Origin of the sequence: uncultured Jatrophihabitans sp. (assembly GCF_964246335.1) — a bacterium.
Classification (GTDB): domain Bacteria; phylum Actinomycetota; class Actinomycetes; order Mycobacteriales; family Jatrophihabitantaceae; genus Jatrophihabitans.
This window is the reverse complement of the sequence record NZ_CAXTQF010000032.1, coordinates 1-15,093: the sequence shown is the minus strand read 5'-3', so window position 1 is coordinate 15,093 and position 15,093 is coordinate 1. Positions and strand designations below refer to the sequence as shown.

The 15,093-nt window shown below is 70.2% G+C and carries 14 protein-coding genes and 1 tRNA gene; 5 read left to right on the top strand and 10 right to left on the bottom strand.

From position 1 onward, the window contains the following. Nucleotides 1-10 precede the first annotated feature (10 nt). Nucleotides 11-247, top strand: a complete 237-nt coding sequence (locus ACFFCN_RS10790) for a DUF2630 family protein (protein ID WP_375491462.1) — start codon at nt 11-13, stop codon at nt 245-247. Between the two features lie 4 nt (nt 248-251). Here ACFFCN_RS10790 and ACFFCN_RS10785 read toward each other — a convergent pair whose 3' ends face one another. Genes ACFFCN_RS10785 through ACFFCN_RS10775 form a run of 3 tightly spaced genes read right to left on the bottom strand, consistent with a single transcriptional unit; the run spans nt 252 to nt 3,101 of the window. Continuing rightward, nucleotides 252-1,025, bottom strand: coding sequence for an ABC transporter permease (locus tag ACFFCN_RS10785; RefSeq protein ID WP_375491461.1), 774 nt, complete (start codon nt 1,023-1,025; stop codon nt 252-254). Between the two features lie 25 nt (nt 1,026-1,050). After that, the gene (locus ACFFCN_RS10780; RefSeq protein ID WP_375491459.1) at nt 1,051-1,977 is read right to left on the bottom strand and encodes an ABC transporter ATP-binding protein; all 927 of its coding nucleotides are present in this window, start codon (nt 1,975-1,977) and stop codon (nt 1,051-1,053) included. A gap of 11 nt (nt 1,978-1,988) precedes the next feature. Then, the gene (locus tag ACFFCN_RS10775) at nt 1,989-3,101 is read right to left on the bottom strand and encodes a hypothetical protein (protein WP_375491457.1); all 1,113 of its coding nucleotides are present in this window, start codon (nt 3,099-3,101) and stop codon (nt 1,989-1,991) included. 143 nt (nt 3,102-3,244) lie between these two features. Between ACFFCN_RS10775 and ACFFCN_RS10770 the strand changes: the two genes are divergently transcribed. Further along, nucleotides 3,245-3,919, top strand: coding sequence for a response regulator transcription factor (locus ACFFCN_RS10770; RefSeq protein ID WP_375491455.1), 675 nt, complete (start codon nt 3,245-3,247; stop codon nt 3,917-3,919). Nucleotides 3,920-3,984: 65 nt separating this feature from the next. Then, nucleotides 3,985-5,379: a sensor histidine kinase gene (locus ACFFCN_RS10765; RefSeq protein ID WP_375491454.1), complete on the top strand. Its 1,395-nt coding sequence runs from the start codon at nt 3,985-3,987 to the stop codon at nt 5,377-5,379. Nucleotides 5,380-5,389: 10 nt separating this feature from the next. Here the strand turns inward: ACFFCN_RS10765 and pknB are convergent, their stop codons facing one another. From pknB to ACFFCN_RS10735, 6 genes are all read right to left on the bottom strand, one after another. Then, nucleotides 5,390-7,192, bottom strand: a complete 1,803-nt coding sequence (pknB, locus tag ACFFCN_RS10760; protein ID WP_375491452.1) for a Stk1 family PASTA domain-containing Ser/Thr kinase — start codon at nt 7,190-7,192, stop codon at nt 5,390-5,392. A 34-nt stretch (nt 7,193-7,226) separates the two neighbouring features. Then, nucleotides 7,227-8,915 carry a penicillin-binding transpeptidase domain-containing protein gene (locus ACFFCN_RS10755; protein ID WP_375491451.1) on the bottom strand — a complete coding sequence of 563 codons (1,689 nt, stop codon included), beginning with the start codon at nt 8,913-8,915 and terminating at the stop codon, nt 7,227-7,229. Further along, nucleotides 8,912-10,333 (bottom strand): FtsW/RodA/SpoVE family cell cycle protein, encoded by a 1,422-nt coding sequence (locus ACFFCN_RS10750; RefSeq protein WP_375491449.1) that lies wholly within the window; start codon nt 10,331-10,333, stop codon nt 8,912-8,914. The genes ACFFCN_RS10755 and ACFFCN_RS10750 overlap by 4 nt, the downstream gene beginning before the upstream one ends. Next, a complete protein-coding gene (locus ACFFCN_RS10745) occupies nt 10,330-11,877 on the bottom strand; it encodes a protein phosphatase 2C domain-containing protein (RefSeq protein ID WP_375491448.1) in 1,548 nt (515 codons plus the stop codon). Before ACFFCN_RS10745 ends, ACFFCN_RS10750 begins: the two co-directional genes overlap by 4 nt. Before the next feature lie 55 nt (nt 11,878-11,932). Then, nucleotides 11,933-12,406 carry an FHA domain-containing protein gene (locus ACFFCN_RS10740; protein ID WP_375491446.1) on the bottom strand — a complete coding sequence of 158 codons (474 nt, stop codon included), beginning with the start codon at nt 12,404-12,406 and terminating at the stop codon, nt 11,933-11,935. A gap of 64 nt (nt 12,407-12,470) precedes the next feature. Then, complete coding sequence (locus ACFFCN_RS10735; protein WP_375491444.1) at nt 12,471-13,442, bottom strand: DUF3662 and FHA domain-containing protein; 972 nt, start codon at nt 13,440-13,442, stop codon at nt 12,471-12,473. A 164-nt stretch (nt 13,443-13,606) separates the two neighbouring features. On the opposite strand from ACFFCN_RS10735, the gene ACFFCN_RS10730 reads away from it, so the two are divergent. Both ACFFCN_RS10730 and ACFFCN_RS10725 read left to right on the top strand, forming a co-directional pair. After that, nucleotides 13,607-13,689, top strand: a tRNA-Leu gene (locus tag ACFFCN_RS10730). Nucleotides 13,690-13,721: 32 nt separating this feature from the next. Then, a complete protein-coding gene (locus ACFFCN_RS10725; protein WP_375491442.1) occupies nt 13,722-14,711 on the top strand; it encodes an aminoglycoside phosphotransferase family protein in 990 nt (329 codons plus the stop codon). 38 nt (nt 14,712-14,749) lie between these two features. Here the strand turns inward: ACFFCN_RS10725 and ACFFCN_RS10720 are convergent. Continuing rightward, nucleotides 14,750-15,093 (bottom strand): HNH endonuclease signature motif containing protein (locus ACFFCN_RS10720; RefSeq protein WP_375491440.1); only part of this gene is annotated, 344 nt, incomplete at its 5' end.

The window sequence follows — 15,093 nt, the reverse complement described above, 5'->3', positions numbered from 1 at the left end:
AGGAGACGCCATGAACGACAAATCGCTGCTCGACCACATCCACGAGCTCGTCGCGGAGGAGAAGACGCTGCGCGCTGCGCAGCACACGGTGTCCTCGCAGGACCGCCAGCGGCTCGAGTCGATCGAGCGCGAGCTGGACCAGACCTGGGACCTGCTGCGCCAACGCCGCGCCCGCGAGGAGTTCGACGAGAACCCCGACGGCGCGGCGGAGCGCAAGGTCGACGACGTCGAGTCCTACCTGCAGTAGCGCTCTACGCGGTGACGTCCTTGCCGCCGAAGCGCGCCCAGGCCAGCGCGACGAAGAACGCGATGTAGGCCACGCTCGCCAGCAGGCCGCCGACGATGCCGTCCAGGGATACCGGGGCGCGCAGCAGATCGACCCACCGCAACCAGTAGTGGCTCGGCAGCCAGCGGTGCACGCCGGACAGCTGCGGCACCGCGTCGGCGACCTCGCTGATCACGGTCAGCGTCAGCGTCGCCGCCATCGCGGCGACCGGCACCTCGGTCATGGTCGAGACGAACAGTCCGATCGCGCCGACGGTCAGCAGCGACACGACGACGTAACCGCACACGCCGAGCAGCCGCAGCATGCCCTCGCCGTAGGACACCGTCGTCCCGGACAACAGGGTCAGCTGCCCGTTCGGGAACAGGACCAGGCCGGACAAGACCCCGAACACCGCGACGACGAGCACGCACGCCGCGAGCCAGGCGAGGATGGCCGAGAACTTGACCGCGAGCAGCCGGGTACGCGCGACGGGCACGGCGAGCAGGTAGCGCAGGGTCCCGCTGCTGGCTTCGCCGGCCACCGAGTCGCCGGCGACCACGGCCGTGACGAGCGGCAGGAACACCGGACCGGACACGAGCAGTGCGGCGAGGGCGGCGAACAGCCCGTTGCCGCTGACCCCGGACAGGATGCCGTTGCCGCCCTGCCCGCCGTGCTGGCTGGCGCGCACCGCCACGCTGATCAGGATGGGCACCACGGCCAGGATCGCCAGCAGCACGATGTTGCGGCGGCGGCGGAACACCAGCCTCAGCTCCGATCGCAGGAACCTAGCCGGAGACATCGAAGCCCTCACCGGTCAGCCCGACGAACTGCTCCTCGAGGCTCGCGCGCTCGACCCGCAGACCACGCAGCGCGACGCCGGCACGGACCAGGGCAGCGGCCACCGCCTCCGGGGCGACGGTACCGATCAGCGCCTGCGCGCCGTCGCCGAACATGCGCACGTCGGTGAGCCCGAGTTCGCGCAGCAATCGGCAGGCCGCGTCGGCGTCCGGCGTCTCGACGCGCACCTGCGGCTGTTGCTGCGCCCGCAGATCGGTCAGCGCGCCCTGCCACACGAGCCGCCCGACGCTCATCACGCCGACGTCGGTGCACAGCTGCTCGATCTCGCTGAGCAGGTGCGACGACACGAAGATCGTGACGCCGTCGCGGGCGAGCTCGCTGACCAGCGAACGCACCTCGCGGGTGCCCTGTGGGTCCAGCCCGTTAGTCGGTTCGTCGAGCACCAGCAGATCACGCGGGCGCAGCAACGTCGCCGCGATCCCGAGCCGCTGGCGCATGCCGAGCGAGTAGTTGCGGTAGCGCTTGCCCGCGGCGGCCAGCAGCCCGACGCGGTCCAGGGCCTGCTCGACCCGGGTGCGCATCGTGCGGGCGTCGGCAGTGCGGTCGGCGGCGTCCAGGCGGACGAGGTTCGCCCGCCCGGACAGGTACGGGTGAAACGCCGGCCCCTCGACGAGCGCGCCCACCCGGGTCAGTTCGGCCGGCCTGTCCGAGCCGAGCACCGTATGCGTGCCGTCGGTCGGGAAGACCAGGCCGAGCAGCATCCGGATCGTCGTCGTCTTGCCTGAACCGTTGGGGCCGAGGAAGCCGTAGACCGAGCCCTGGGGGACGTGCAGGTCGATGCCGTCGACGGCGTTGACCGTGCCGAAGCGTTTGGTGAGTCCGGTGGACGAGATCGCCGCGGGCCGGCCGGGCACGCGCGTGCTCGCTACTTGGTGCCGGCTGCGGCGTAGAGAACGCTCGGGTCGACGGCGCCGGTGAACACCCGACCGTCGTTCGTGATCAGCACGGTGACCAGGCTGGAGTCCAGCAGCCGGCCGGTGCCCCACGTGCCGTTGACCGGCGTAAGGGCCTGCAGCACCGGGCTGCGGTCGGCGTTGTGCACCCACGTCTGCGGCACTCGTGCGGTCAGCACGCGTGCCCAGCCGGAGCCGAGCACGTGCACGTCACTCGGCCGGGTGGCCGAACGCGACGTGCTGTGTCCGCCGGTGGACGTCCCGTGGTGCGGCGAATGGTGGTGGACGGTGCGGACATGGGCACCCGGTGGCGGCCGGAACGCGAAGTTGCGCTGCGACGGCGTGCCGTAGCTGATGCTGGTGAACCCGACGTCGATGGCCGGATGCGACGCTCCGCGTGCGTAGACGCGGACCGCGAGCGGCATTTTCGTCTGTCCGTCGATCGCGATGTGGACCGACCCGATACGGGTGCGCGAACGGGGGGTGAGCACCACCTCGTACGTCGACCGGTCGGCGACGCTGCCGTGCCCCTTGACCTGGACCTTGGTCGTCGGATCCATCTTGTCGAGCAAGCGCTTCGCGAGCTGCTCGGGGGTGAGCGACGCGGCGGCGGAGGTCGGCGCGGCGCTCGGCGCCGACTGCGCGGCATTGGGCAGCACGGTGTGCACGGCTGAGCGGTTGGCGCTGTCCCATTCCCACAGCTGGCGGCCGTCGCGGAAGAGGTCGTTCTCGTCGGTGGTGCCGAGCAGGGCGATGCGCTGCTTCGTGATGCCGCCGTACCAGACCTGCATCGTGTGCGAGCCGGTCAGCAGCGAGGGCAGCGACGTGCCGTCACCCGTCGTGCCGAGGTCGGGCAGCTGCGGCAGGCCGAGCGACAGGTGCGACACCACGGTGCCGGTGAAGCCGGTCATGTGCGTGCTCTGCACCTGCGCGAGCAATGACGTGGGAGTGGTGCGCGGCAACCGTGTGGGTGCGGCATGTGCGGTGAGAACGCCGCTGGCCGTGAGCGCCGCCGCACCGGCGATGCCGATCGGCGCCACCCAACGCAACGCGCGGTGACGCTTGACGAATCCCCGTGCGTTCACTGAACCAAGGATGGGCAAGTGGCACTGTGACATGGCTGAGGTATTCAGCGCCCGCTCGCGTCCGCGAGGGCGGGCCGACTGCCGGTGCGCGAGGATTGCTGGCAGGCTGGCATCGCCGGCCGTCGAATGCGAAGGAGACCACCGTGCGGTTGCTGATCGTCGAGGACGAGATCCGCTTGGCGTCGGCGCTGCAGCGCGGACTGAGCGCGGAGGGCTTCACCGTCGATCTCGCGCACACCGGACCGGACGGCCTGCACTTCGCGCAGGAGACGACCTACGACGCCGTCATCCTCGACATCATGCTGCCGGAGCTGTCCGGCTACCGGATCATCGAGCGGCTGCGCGCCGCCGAGAACTGGGTGCCGATCCTGATGCTGACGGCGAAGGACGGCGAGTACGACGAAGCGGACGCCCTGGACCTCGGCGCCGACGACTACCTGACGAAGCCGTTCTCGTTCGTCGTGCTGCTGGCGCGCATCCGGGCATTGCTGCGCCGCGGGGTGACGCCGCGGCCCGCGTCGTTGTCGGTGGACGACCTGGTGCTCGACCCGGCGGCGCACACCGTGCACCGCGGCGAGACGGGCATCGACCTGACGCCGCGTGAGTTCTCGCTGCTGGAGTTCCTCATGCGTCGTGCGGGCGATGCGGTGAGCAAGGCCGACATCCTGCACCACGTGTGGGACGCCAACTACGACGGCGACGCCAACGTCGTCGAGGTGTACGTCGGCTACCTGCGCCGCAAGATCGACGTGCCGTTCAGCCGGCAGACGTTGCAGACCGTCCGCGGCGCCGGTTACCGGCTCAGCCCGGGCGCCTGAACCGCCGGCCGTCGGTGCCACTGCGGGCACAGGGTCAGGGGGCGCGCTGGGCGCGGCTGCGCCCGGTGGTCGCGCGGCTGACGCGCTGGCCCCGCCAGTGGTGGGCTCGGCAGTCGCTGCGCGCGCGGCTCACCCTGCTCGCCACCGCGCTGTTCTCCTTCGCCGTCATCACCGGCGCCGTATTGCTCATTGTGCTGCAGGGTTACGCGCTGACCCGGGTGCTCGACCAGAGCGCGGTCAAGGCGGCCAGGTCGGTGGCGCCGCAGGCGCGCGGCGGGCGGCCGCCCTCGGTCATCGTGCCGCCGATGCCGGTCTTCGGCGTCCAGATCGTCGATGCCCAGGACAACCTGCTGTCCGCGTCGGCCGGCGTCGGCGCGGTGTCCCTGCTCAACTCCGCGCAACTGCGCGAGGTCCGCGGCGGCGCCCGGATCGAGGTCGACGGTCCGACGTCGGACAGCAAGTTGCGCGTGCTCGGCCAGGTGGTCGGCCCGCGGACGGTGCTGGTGGCCAATGACGTGACCCGCGTCGAGGACAGCCAGCGGGTGCTGACCCGCGCCGCACTGGTCGGCAGCCCGATCGCCGTGCTGCTGATGGCCATGGGCACCTACGGCATCGTCGCGCTGACGCTGCGTCCCGTCGCGGGGATGCGCCGGCGCGCCGCGGCCATCACCGCCGCCGGGCTGCCGCGGCAGCGCCTGCCGGTGCGCCGCGCCGACGACGAGATCGCGCGACTGGCCGCGACGTTGAACGCGATGCTCGACCGCATCGACTCGGCGACCAGCAGGCAGCGGACCTTCGTCGGCGACGCCGCGCACGAGCTGCGCTCGCCCCTGGCATCGCTGCGGGTGCAACTCGAGGTCAGTCAGCGGCTCGGCCCGGACACCGACTGGTCCGAGGTGATCGACGACGTGCTGGTCGACGTCGACCGCCTCGACCGGCTCGTCGAGGACCTGCTCACCCTGGCCCGGCTCGACGAGTCCGCAGGCCAGTCCCGCCGCGAGCCGGTGCGCTTGGACGAGTTGGTCACGACGCTGGTCGAGGGGTACGCCAGCGCCCGCGTACCCGTGCGCGCCCGTACGCAGCCGGTCGAGGTCAGCGGCGACGCCGAGGCACTGCGCCGCGTTGTGATCAACCTGGTCAACAACGCGCTGCGCTACGCAACGAGCCTGATCACGGTCGACCTGAGCACCACGCGCGACGACGGTCGGCCAGCCGCCCGGCTGGTGGTCGAGGACGACGGGCCCGGGATCCCGGAGGCCGAGCGCCTACGCGTCTTCGACCGCTTCTACCGCGTGCAGGAATCACGTTCGCGCGACACCGGCGGTACCGGACTCGGCCTGCCGATCGTGCGCGACATCGCACGCAACCACGGCGGCCGGGTGCAACTGTCCGGCCGGGCCGACGGCGAGCCCGGACTGCGCGCCGAACTCGTGCTCCCCGCCCTCGACGGAACCGGCTGACCTGCCGAGGTCAGTGCGAACTGGATGTGCAGGCCGGCAACCCGGAACTCGACGTGCTCGGCGCCGGAGTGCTGGCCGGCGTCGTCGGCGGCGAGGTCGTCGGCGTGGGTGGCGGCGTGGTGCACGTCGGGGCGGGCTTCACGTAGTTGTAGACGTAGAGCTTGATCGTGGTGTCCGGCTTGTAGCTGTTCCCCGCCGTCGGCTTCTCGCTGTAGACCTGGTTGTCCTTGGTCTTGTCCGACGTGGTCTTCGTGTGCTTCTCGATGTCGGTGTAACCCGCCTTGTTCAGCGTCTTGACCGCGTCGTCGTAGTCCTGGCCGGTGACGTCCGGCAGCTTGCTCTCGCCGTTGGACACCTGCAGGGTCACCGTGCTGCCGGGGGCGACCACCTGCGTCTGCGCCGGGCTCTGCGAGACCACGCTGCCAACCGGAGCCATGCTGTCCACCTGCTGGACGGTGCACTTCAGCCCGACCTTCATGACGGAATTGCAGGCGGCGTTACTGGACAACTGGACGACATAGGGCACCTGGACCGTCGGCGTCTTGTACGTCAGGTAGGTGACCGTCGCACCCTTCTTGGCGTTGTCGCCCGAAGCGGGCCGGACCGTGCAGACCCGACCGGCGGCGATGGACTGCCCGCCGTCGCAGCGTCCGCCGGTCGTGCCGCCGTTCTTCGGCGTGAAGCCGGACTGCTTGAGCTCGCGGTCGGCGTCCGTCGGCAGTTGCCCGACCACCCCGGGCACCGCGACCTGCTTGGGCTTGTCGTCGCTGCCGAAGTGCACGATCGCGTACGCGCCCAGCGCGATGACGATCAGCAGCGCCGCCACCACCGCGGCCCAGATCAGCGCGGCCCGGCGCGAACTCGCCTCCTCCGGCTCGTAGTCGCGACGCAGCGGCATGACCGGCGGTGGCGTGCGCGCGATGAACTGCGTGCGCTCGGCGTCGGTCATGACCGCTTCGGCGATCACCGGCCGGTCGGCGAGTGCGCGCTGCAGATCCGAGCGCATGTCGCCGGCGCTCTGGTAACGGTTCATCTGGTTCTTGGCGAGCGCCTTCATCACGATCGAGTCGAGCGGGCGCGGGATGTCCGCGACGCGCGCCGACGGCATCACCGGGTTCTCGCGCACGTGCTGGTAGGCGACGGCGACGGGTGAATCACCTTGGAACGGCGGCACGCCGGTGACGAGTTCGTAGAGCAGGCAGCCGGTGGAGTACACGTCGGAACGCGCATCGACGGTCTCGCCGCGTGCCTGCTCCGGCGACAGGTACTGCGCCGTGCCGATGACGTTGGCCGTCTGGGTGACCGTCGAGGACGTGTCGGCGACGGCGCGGGCGATACCGAAGTCCATGACCTTCACCGCGCCCTGCGGCGTGATCATCACATTGGCCGGCTTGATGTCGCGGTGCACGATGCCGTTGCGGTGGCTGAAGTCCAACGCCGCACAGATGTCCGCGGCGATCTCCATCGCCCGCCGCGCCGGCAGCCGCTCCTCGGTGCGCAGGATGTCGCGCAGCGTGCGGCCCTCGACGTACTCCATGACGATGAACGGCAGGGCGGTGCCGTCCGGCGCGAAGTCCTCGCCGGTGTCGTAGACGGCGACGATCGACGGGTGGTTCAGCCCGGCCGACGAGTGTGCCTCGCGGCGAAAGCGCGTCAGGAAGCTCGGGTCCCGCGCGAGGTCGGCGCGCAGCACCTTGATAGCGACATCGCGGCTGAGCCGCAGGTCGCGGCCGCGGTGTACCTCGGCCATCCCGCCGTAGCCGATGAGCTCGCCGAGCTCGTATCGGTCGCCGATCACTCTCGGCTGGGTCATCCTCGTTCCTCAATCCGGTTGCTGTCTGCACAGATCATCGGTGCACCCCGATGTCGGTCAGATATTCGGTCATCACTTTCTTGGCGATCGGGCCGGCCGCCAGGCCGCCGGTCGCCTCGTTGCCCGCGACGCCGCCGTTCTCGACGAGCACCGCGACCGCGATGCGCGGTACGCCCTTGACCATCGCGAAGCCGGTGAACCAGGCGTCCGGCGGAATCTTGCTCGCACTCGTGGCGCCGACGTCCGCGGTACCGGTCTTGCCACCCACGACGACCTGACTGCCGAACCGGGTGACCTGCGCCGGGTGCCCCGTGCCCTCCGGACTCGACACCACGCCCTCCATCAGTTTGACGATCTCCGGGTCGAGGTCGGTGTCGATCACCTGGCTCTGCTGCTGTGACTGCGTCGTGCTCAGCGTCGACAGGTTCGGTCGCTTCTCGTTGTCGATCAGGTAGGGGCGCATCAGCAAGCCGTTGTTGGCTACCGCCGAGGCCAGCTCGGCAGCCTGCAGTGGGGTGACGCGGGCGTTGCGCTGCCCGAACGCCGTCTGCGCGAGCGCGGCGTTGTCCGTCGACAGCTCGCGTAGCGAGCCGATCGTCGAGGTAGCGACGGGCAACGGGGTCCCGTGCGGTGCCGTGTCCAGGCCGAACTTGCGCGCCTGGGCAGCGAGCGCGCGGGCGCCGAGGGCGTCGACGGCCAGCTTCGCGAACGCGGTGTTGCACGATTTCGCGAAGGCGTAGAGCAGCGTCGCGGTGCGCCCGTTCTGGCAGGCCTCGCCCTCGAAGTTCTCGATGCACGCGCCGGACAGGTTGCTCGGGCACCTGCTGGTGCGCGTCTCGTCCAGCGGCCAGTAGTAGTTCGGCGCCGGGATCGACGTTGCCGAGGTGTACTTGGCTGCGCTGCGCTTGCTCGCGAGGTCGGTGTTGATCGCGGCGGCGGAGTCGATGATCTTGAAGATCGATCCCGGCGGGTAGGTGCCGCTCAGCGCACGGTCGAACATCGGCCCGGGATCGTCCGGATACTTCGCGAACACAGCGGTCGGGTCGTTGGGCACGTCCTTGCAGTCCTTCTTGCGGGCTGCGATCTGCGCAGCCACGCTCTTGCCCTGGCTAAGTCCCGAGTAGCACTGGTAGGCGTTGACGATCGCGTTCGAGTCATGACTTGCGAGCGCGTTCGGGTCATACGACGGTGTCGACACCAGGGCGAGGATCTTGCCGTTGCGCGGGTCGAGCGCGACGACGGCACCGCGCTTGAACTGCCCGTTCTTCGTGCGCATCGCCTGGTAGGCGGCATTCTGTGCGTTCCGGTTGAGCGTCAGGTCGACGCTGCCGCCGGTCGGGTTGCGGCCCGTGAGCAGCGCCGACAGCCGGTTGGTGAACAGCCGCGAGTCGTCTCCGGAGAGCAGGCCGTTCTGCGCGCCTTCGATGCCGCTCGAGCCGTAGATGAACGAGTAGAAGCCGGTGGCCGGCGCATACACGGGACCTGCGGGGTACTTGCGCAGGTACCGCAACTCGTCGGACGTCTTGACCGACTCCGCGATGTTCGTGCCTTGCACGACGATCTGCCCGCGCGGGCTCGCGTACTCGTTGAGCAGCACCCGGCGGTTGTTCGCGTTGTTGCGGTAGTCGCTGCCTTTGACGACCTGCACGACGTTGAGGTTGACGAACAACGCGACGAAGAGCACCGCGAACGCGATCGTTACCTTGCGGATCGGCCGGTTCATGACACCGCCGCCTGGACGCTGGTCGAGGTCACGTCCCGGGTGTCCTTGGCCGGTGGCGAGGTCGTCGGGCGTCGTGCCGCGTCGGACACGCGAACGAGCAGGGCGAGCACCGCCCAGCTGCCGAGCAACGACGAACCGCCGTAGGACAGGAACGGTGTGGTCAGGCCGGTCTCCGGCAGCAGCCGGGTCACACCGGCGATGACGACGAACAGCTGCAGCGCGATCAGGAACGCCAGACCGCTCGCCAGCAACTTCCCGAAGGCGTCGCGCACGGCCAACCCGGCGGCGAAGCCGCGCGCCACGAGCACGCCGTACAGCACCAGCAGCGCCGCGACTCCGACCAGGCCGATCTCCTCGCCGAACGACGAGATGATGTAGTCCGTCGCCGGCAGCGGCACGAGCTCCGGGTGGCCCGCGCCGAGGCCGGTTCCGAAGATGCCGCCGGTGCCCAGCCCGAACAGCGACTGCTGCAGCTGGTAGCTCGCGCCGGACTGTTGGTACGCGGGGCTGAAGGTGTGCAGCCACACGCCGACGCGCAGCTGCACGGTGCCGAAGATCTGGTACGCCAGGTACGCGCCGCCGGCGAACAGCAGCACGCCGACGATCACCCAGCTGGCCCGCTCGGTGGCGACGTAGAGCAGCACGACGAACAACCCGAAGAACAGCAGGGACGTGCCGAGGTCGTGACCGCGTACGAGCACCGCGATGCACACCACCCAGGCGGCGAGCAGCGGCCCGAAGTCACGGCCGCGCGGGAAGTCGATACCGGCGATGCGCTTGCCGGCCAGCGCCAGCACGTCGCGCTTCTCGACGAGATACGCGGCACCGAAGATCGTGAGCAACACCTTCGCGAACTCGCCGGGTTGCAACGAGAAGCCGGCAACCCGGATCCAGATGCGCGCGCCGTTCACCTCGCTGAAGCGCGCCGGCAGCACTGCGGGCAACACCAGCAGGAAGACACCGGCGAGCGCCAGCGTGTACGCGTAGCGCTGCAGCACGCGGTGATCGCGTACGACGAGCAGCAACACCAGGAACAGCACGACGCCGAGCGCAGTCCACACCACCTGCGTGGGCGCCTGCGCACCGTCGTACGGCAACCCGTTCTCCACGGCCTGCTGCTTCAGCCCGAGATCGAGCCGGTGGATCATCACCAGCCCCAGGCCGTTGAGCAGGACGACGATGGGCAGCATCAGCGGGTCGGCATAGGGCGCGAGCTTGCGGATGACGAGGTGCGTGACGACGCCGGCACCGATGGGCACGGCGGCGTAGGTCAGCAGCCGGCTGGACAAGTGCCCGTCGCGCGCCGCCTCGACCGCGGCCTCGGCAGCCACGACGATCAGCACCGCGAACACGAGTAGTACGAGCTCGGTGTTGCGCCGCGTCGGCACGCGCAGCGCGCTGGGGGTCAAGGTGCTCATGGCGTGCCCGAGCAGTGCTTGGTTCGGGCGCTGGACGTCGGGGCCGGGTCGGCGGTGGTGGCCGGCGCCGTGGTGGTGGCCGGCGACGACGCGTTCGCCGCGGGCTTGGGCCCGGTCGTCCGCACGGCCGGTGTGCCGTGTGCCGGAGTCACCGCGGTGCCGAGTCCCGACGTGCTCGCCTTCGGCACGCTCACCTTCGCCGTCCCGGCCACCGGCAGGCTCGACGGCACCGCGTCCGAGGGCTTGCCGGACGACGGCGTGCTCGGCCGCACGGCGGGAGTCACCGCGCCGGACGTGCCCGAGCTCGGCGTGGTCGTGGGGCTCGCGGCGCTGGTGGCGGAGCCGCACGGCGGCAGCTTCTGCTTGCGCAGGTTGCCGACGATGCTGTCGGCCTCCTTCTCCGAGCCGGCGGTGATCCCGTCGCGCACCTGCCCTCGGGCGGAGGAGTTCAGGTCGCGCATGCGCAAATCCGTCACCTGGTGCACGTTGAAGAACTTCAACGGACCCAGATCAGTGGGCACGCCGCGGTAGACCGCGACGTCGGAGCCCGCACGCCCGACGAAGTACTGGGTCTGCGTCCACGCATACGTACCGGCGAGCGCTGCCGCGATCAGCACGAGGGCGGCGGCAACGATAAGCCACGGCTTCCAGGACCGCTTGCGCCGGGGCTCGACGTCCTCGTTCTCCCTGGCCGGCTGCGACTGGGCCGGCCGCGACATCGCGGCCGCACGCTCGGCGGCGCTGCTGTCCGCGGACGGCACGTCGGCGGCCGCCGGATCGACGAACGCGCCGGCGATGACCGGGACGTCGTCGACGGTGTCGCCGACCTTCGCGTTGATCACGTCGGCGACGATCACGGTCACGTTGTCCGGGCCGCCGCCGCGCAGGGCGAGTTCGACGAGCCGGTCGGCACACTCCTGGGTGTCCTCGATGCCGAGCGTGTCCAGGATCGTCTCGGTGGACACGACGTCGGACAGGCCGTCCGAGCACAGCAGGTACCGGTCACCCGCGCGCGCCTCGCGGATGGCGACGTCCGGTTCCACCTCCGTGCCGAGCAGGGCCCGAAGGATCACCGACTTGCGCGGATGGTCCTTCGCCTCGTCCGGGGTCAGCTTCCCGGAGTCGACGAGGTACTGGACGTAGGTGTCGTCGTGGGTGATCTGCGCGAGCTGATCACCGCGCAGCAGGTAGGCGCGTGAGTCGCCGACGTGCACGAGGCCGACCTTGGAGCCGGTGAAACGCAGAGCGGTGAGCGTCGTGCCCATGCCCTCGAGCTCCTGGCGCGCCTCGATGGCCTCGCTGATGCGCTGGTTCGCGTCCGCGACCGACTCGCGCAGCGTGCGCATCATGTCATCGATGCGGCGGTCCTCGTCGAGCTGCTCGAGCGTGCCGATGACGATCTTGCTGGCGACTTCGCCGGCAGCGTGGCCGCCCATGCCGTCGGCGATGGCGAGCAGCCGCGGACCGGCGTAGACGGAGTCCTCGTTGTTGTTGCGGACGAGGCCGAGATCCGAGCGCACGGCATAGCGCAGGTAGAGAGCCATCAGCCGACCGTCCGCACTCGCGGCGCAACGCCTGCATCGGTCAGCGTGTCCGCGCTCACCGCAGTTCCAGCACTGTCTGCCCGATGCGCAACGGCACGCCGGGGTCCATCGGGACCGGCGACTCGACCTTGCGCTGGCCCAGATAGGTGCCGTTCGTCGAGCCGAGGTCCTCGACGATCCACCGGCCGTCCTGCAGGCTGATGCGCGCGTGCCGGGTGCTGGCGTAATCGTCCTCGAGAACGAGCGTCGAGTCGTTGGCGCGCCCGATCAGCACCGGCGCGCCGGTCAGCCCGATGCGGGTGCCGGTCAGCCCGCCCGCGGTGACCTGCAGGTAGGCAGGCGATGCAGCGCGGTTGTCCCCACTGCCGCCGGATCGCCCACGTCGGCGCGCGGGCGGTGGCACGCCGACTCGCGGCTGGCCGCTCGTGCGCAGGTCCGAGCGGATCACCCGCATGGCACCGAGAACGAACAGCCACAGCAGCACCAGGAAACCGAAGCGCAGCAGCTGCAGCGCGAGCGCGGAGTTCACGCCGGAGCCGCGCGCCACCGCGGCCGGGCCGCAGCTGCGCGCCGCCGCGCTGATCCGGCCGTCGTCATACGCGCTCCTGGTGGAACACGATGCGGGTGTGCCCGACGCGGATGACGTCGCCGTGCCGCAGCTGCTGACTGGTCGTCTCGTGGCCGTTGACCGTGGTGCCGTTCGTCGAACCCATGTCGTAGGCGGTGGCGACGTTCCCGTCGTACTGGATGTCGAGGTGCCGGCGCGAGATGCCCTGGTCGAGCAGTTGCAGGTTCGACTCGCTCCCGCGCCCGACGATGTTGCTGCCCGGACGCAGGTCGTAGCGTCGGTTGCTCTGGTCGACGATCAACATGGCGACCGCCGCACGCTGCGGTTCGCCCTGCGGCGCGCCGCCGAACGCGGGGGGTCCCGGAGCGGCACCACCGGGCGACCCGTAGGCCGGTGCAGCGGCGGCCGCACCCACGGCTGCCGCGCCCATGCCGGGCACCGGGCCCATGCCGGGCACCGGGCCCATCCCGGGCACGGGGTTGCCGGGGGCGGGGTTGCCGGGTGCAACGCTGCCGGGGGCGGCGGACGGGGGCGCGTACTGCTGCTGGTTCGCGTAGTCGCCGGGTTCGACGCCCGGCATGACGGGCAGCGACAGCGAATCCTGTGGCCGCCGCCGCGGCGGGGCCGCCGACTCCATCCGCGACGCGACACCGAACACTCCGGTGCGCAGCTCCTCGTCGAGCGCCAGATACACCTCGATGTCGCCGATGGTTTCCCAGCCGCTCTCGTCCAGGTACTCCTGCACGAGTTCGGCCAGCGAGTTGGTGAGCTGGACCTCCCAGGGCACGAGCCGCTCGTGGTCCGACGGCGACAGCGTGACCCGGTACCGGTTCGGCGACATCACCCGGCCGTTGCCCATGACGTTGCGCTTGTCCGATGCTTCGCGCTGCAGCGCTGAGCCGATCTCCACGGGCTCGACCTGACCCTTGAAGACGCGCGCGAAGGCTCCGCCGACGAGGCCCTCGAGCCGGCGCTCGAAGCGCTGGGCCAAGCTCACGACGTTCTCCTCCGGTGTTCGGGGCGCTGGCGCATGAGTCATGCCCGCGCCGGTCGCGCGGGTCGGCCGAGTCTAACGGGGACGGCTGAGCAGACCCGGAATTCCGGCCCGCGCTGCGTGCTACCGTCGTGCTGCCATGCAGGCGTGCGGTGATCGCACGCGCCGGGCAAGTGGCGGAATGGCAGACGCGCACGGTTCAGGTCCGTGTGTCCGAAAGGACGTGGGGGTTCAACTCCCCCCTTGCCCACCGATGTGACGCGGACGTCGCGGCCGAAGCTCATGGCGCTGTCGCAAGACATCGACCTCGGAGCTGAGCCGGGCGCACACGGCTGGTTCGGGTTCGACGACACCGCCATCATGCATCTGTGTCCGCATGCTCGATGCCGCCTCGCAGCCGTGCATGCTGACCAGTTTCCCGTCGACGCGGACCTGGTCGGCCGGCTGTTGCGCCGGCAGCTGCCGGCATACGCGCAGCTCCCGATGCGGCGAGTGGCCTCCGGCGGCACCGTCAACGCCGTGTTCCGGCTCGGCCGGGACCTCAGCGTGCGATTACCACTGACCGCGGACGGCGTGGGATCCGTGCTGCTGGAGTCGCGCTGGTTGCCTCGCCTGGCACCGCTCCTGCCGGTGGCCGTGCCGGGCGTCGTCTTTACCGGCGAGCCGTCGGACGGCTTCCCGTTCCCGTGGGCCGTGCACCGATGGCTCGACGGTCGACCGCTCGTCGAAGGCCGAGCACCTGACGCGGTTGTCCGCGCTGTCGCCCGATTCGTCGACACCTTTCGCAGCATCGATCTCCCCGACGCACCACCCGCGCATCGCAGCACGCCGCTCGCTGCGGTCGATGCCGAGGCCCGGGCCGCGTTCGAGTCCCTCCGATCCTTCGACGAGGAGATCGACGTCGACGCCGTCGTGTCGACGTGGGCACGAGTGACAGCGGTGCCGTACGACGAGGCCCAGCGGCGCTGGATCCACTCGGATCTGATGCCGAGCAACCTGCTCGCCGCAAATGGCCGGCTCGGTGCGGTGCTGGACTTCGGCACCGTCGGCATCGGCGACCCGGCCGTCGACCTCATTCCCGCGTGGAATCTGTGCACACCCCGCTCCCGGGAGATCTTTCGCAATCACGTCGACAGTGACGATCTGACCTGGGAGCGAGGTCGTGGCTGGGCGATGTCGATGGCAGCCGTCCAGCTCCCCTACTACCGCGACACGAACCCGATCATTTCCGCCAACGCGCGGTGGGTCCTCCGGCAGGTGCTCACCGACTAGCGGCGCGCGAGCTGGTGCTCTGCATTCGCGCTGGTTGGTCAGGCGGCGGGGATGTCGTCGAAGAGGGTGTTGCGGACGGGTGTCTGTGCCGGGTCGATCCAGACGGGTGGGATCCAGTACGGGATGCCGTCGATCATGACGGGTCGGTAGCCGAGGCGTTGTTGTTCTCGGTGGTGGTAGCGGCATTTGAGGGCACCACCGTCGACGCAGGTGGTGTGGGTGTCTTCCCACCTCGGTATGTGGTCGACCTGACACCTGCCCGGTGGCTCGTGGCAGCCGGGGAAGGTGCAACCCCTGTCCCGCGCGGTGATGGCGCGGCGCTGTTGTTCGGTGAAGATGCGGTGCACGTTCGAGTAGTGACTGATGGCCTTGACGCTGTTCA

Bases quoted from the DNA above. Each gene is read 5' to 3' on its own strand.
- ACFFCN_RS10745 (WP_375491448.1), bottom strand. From the start codon at position 11,877: ATGGCTCTCTACCTGCGCTATGCCGTGCGCTCGGATCTCGGCCTCGTC.
- ACFFCN_RS10755 (WP_375491451.1), bottom strand. From the start codon at position 8,915: ATGAACCGGCCGATCCGCAAGGTAACGATCGCGTTCGCGGTGCTCTTC.
- ACFFCN_RS10750 (WP_375491449.1), bottom strand. From the start codon at position 10,333: ATGAGCACCTTGACCCCCAGCGCGCTGCGCGTGCCGACGCGGCGCAAC.
- pknB (WP_375491452.1), bottom strand. From the start codon at position 7,192: ATGACCCAGCCGAGAGTGATCGGCGACCGATACGAGCTCGGCGAGCTC.
- ACFFCN_RS10790 (WP_375491462.1), top strand. From the start codon at position 11: ATGAACGACAAATCGCTGCTCGACCACATCCACGAGCTCGTCGCGGAG.
- ACFFCN_RS10725 (WP_375491442.1), top strand. From the start codon at position 13,722: ATGGCGCTGTCGCAAGACATCGACCTCGGAGCTGAGCCGGGCGCACAC.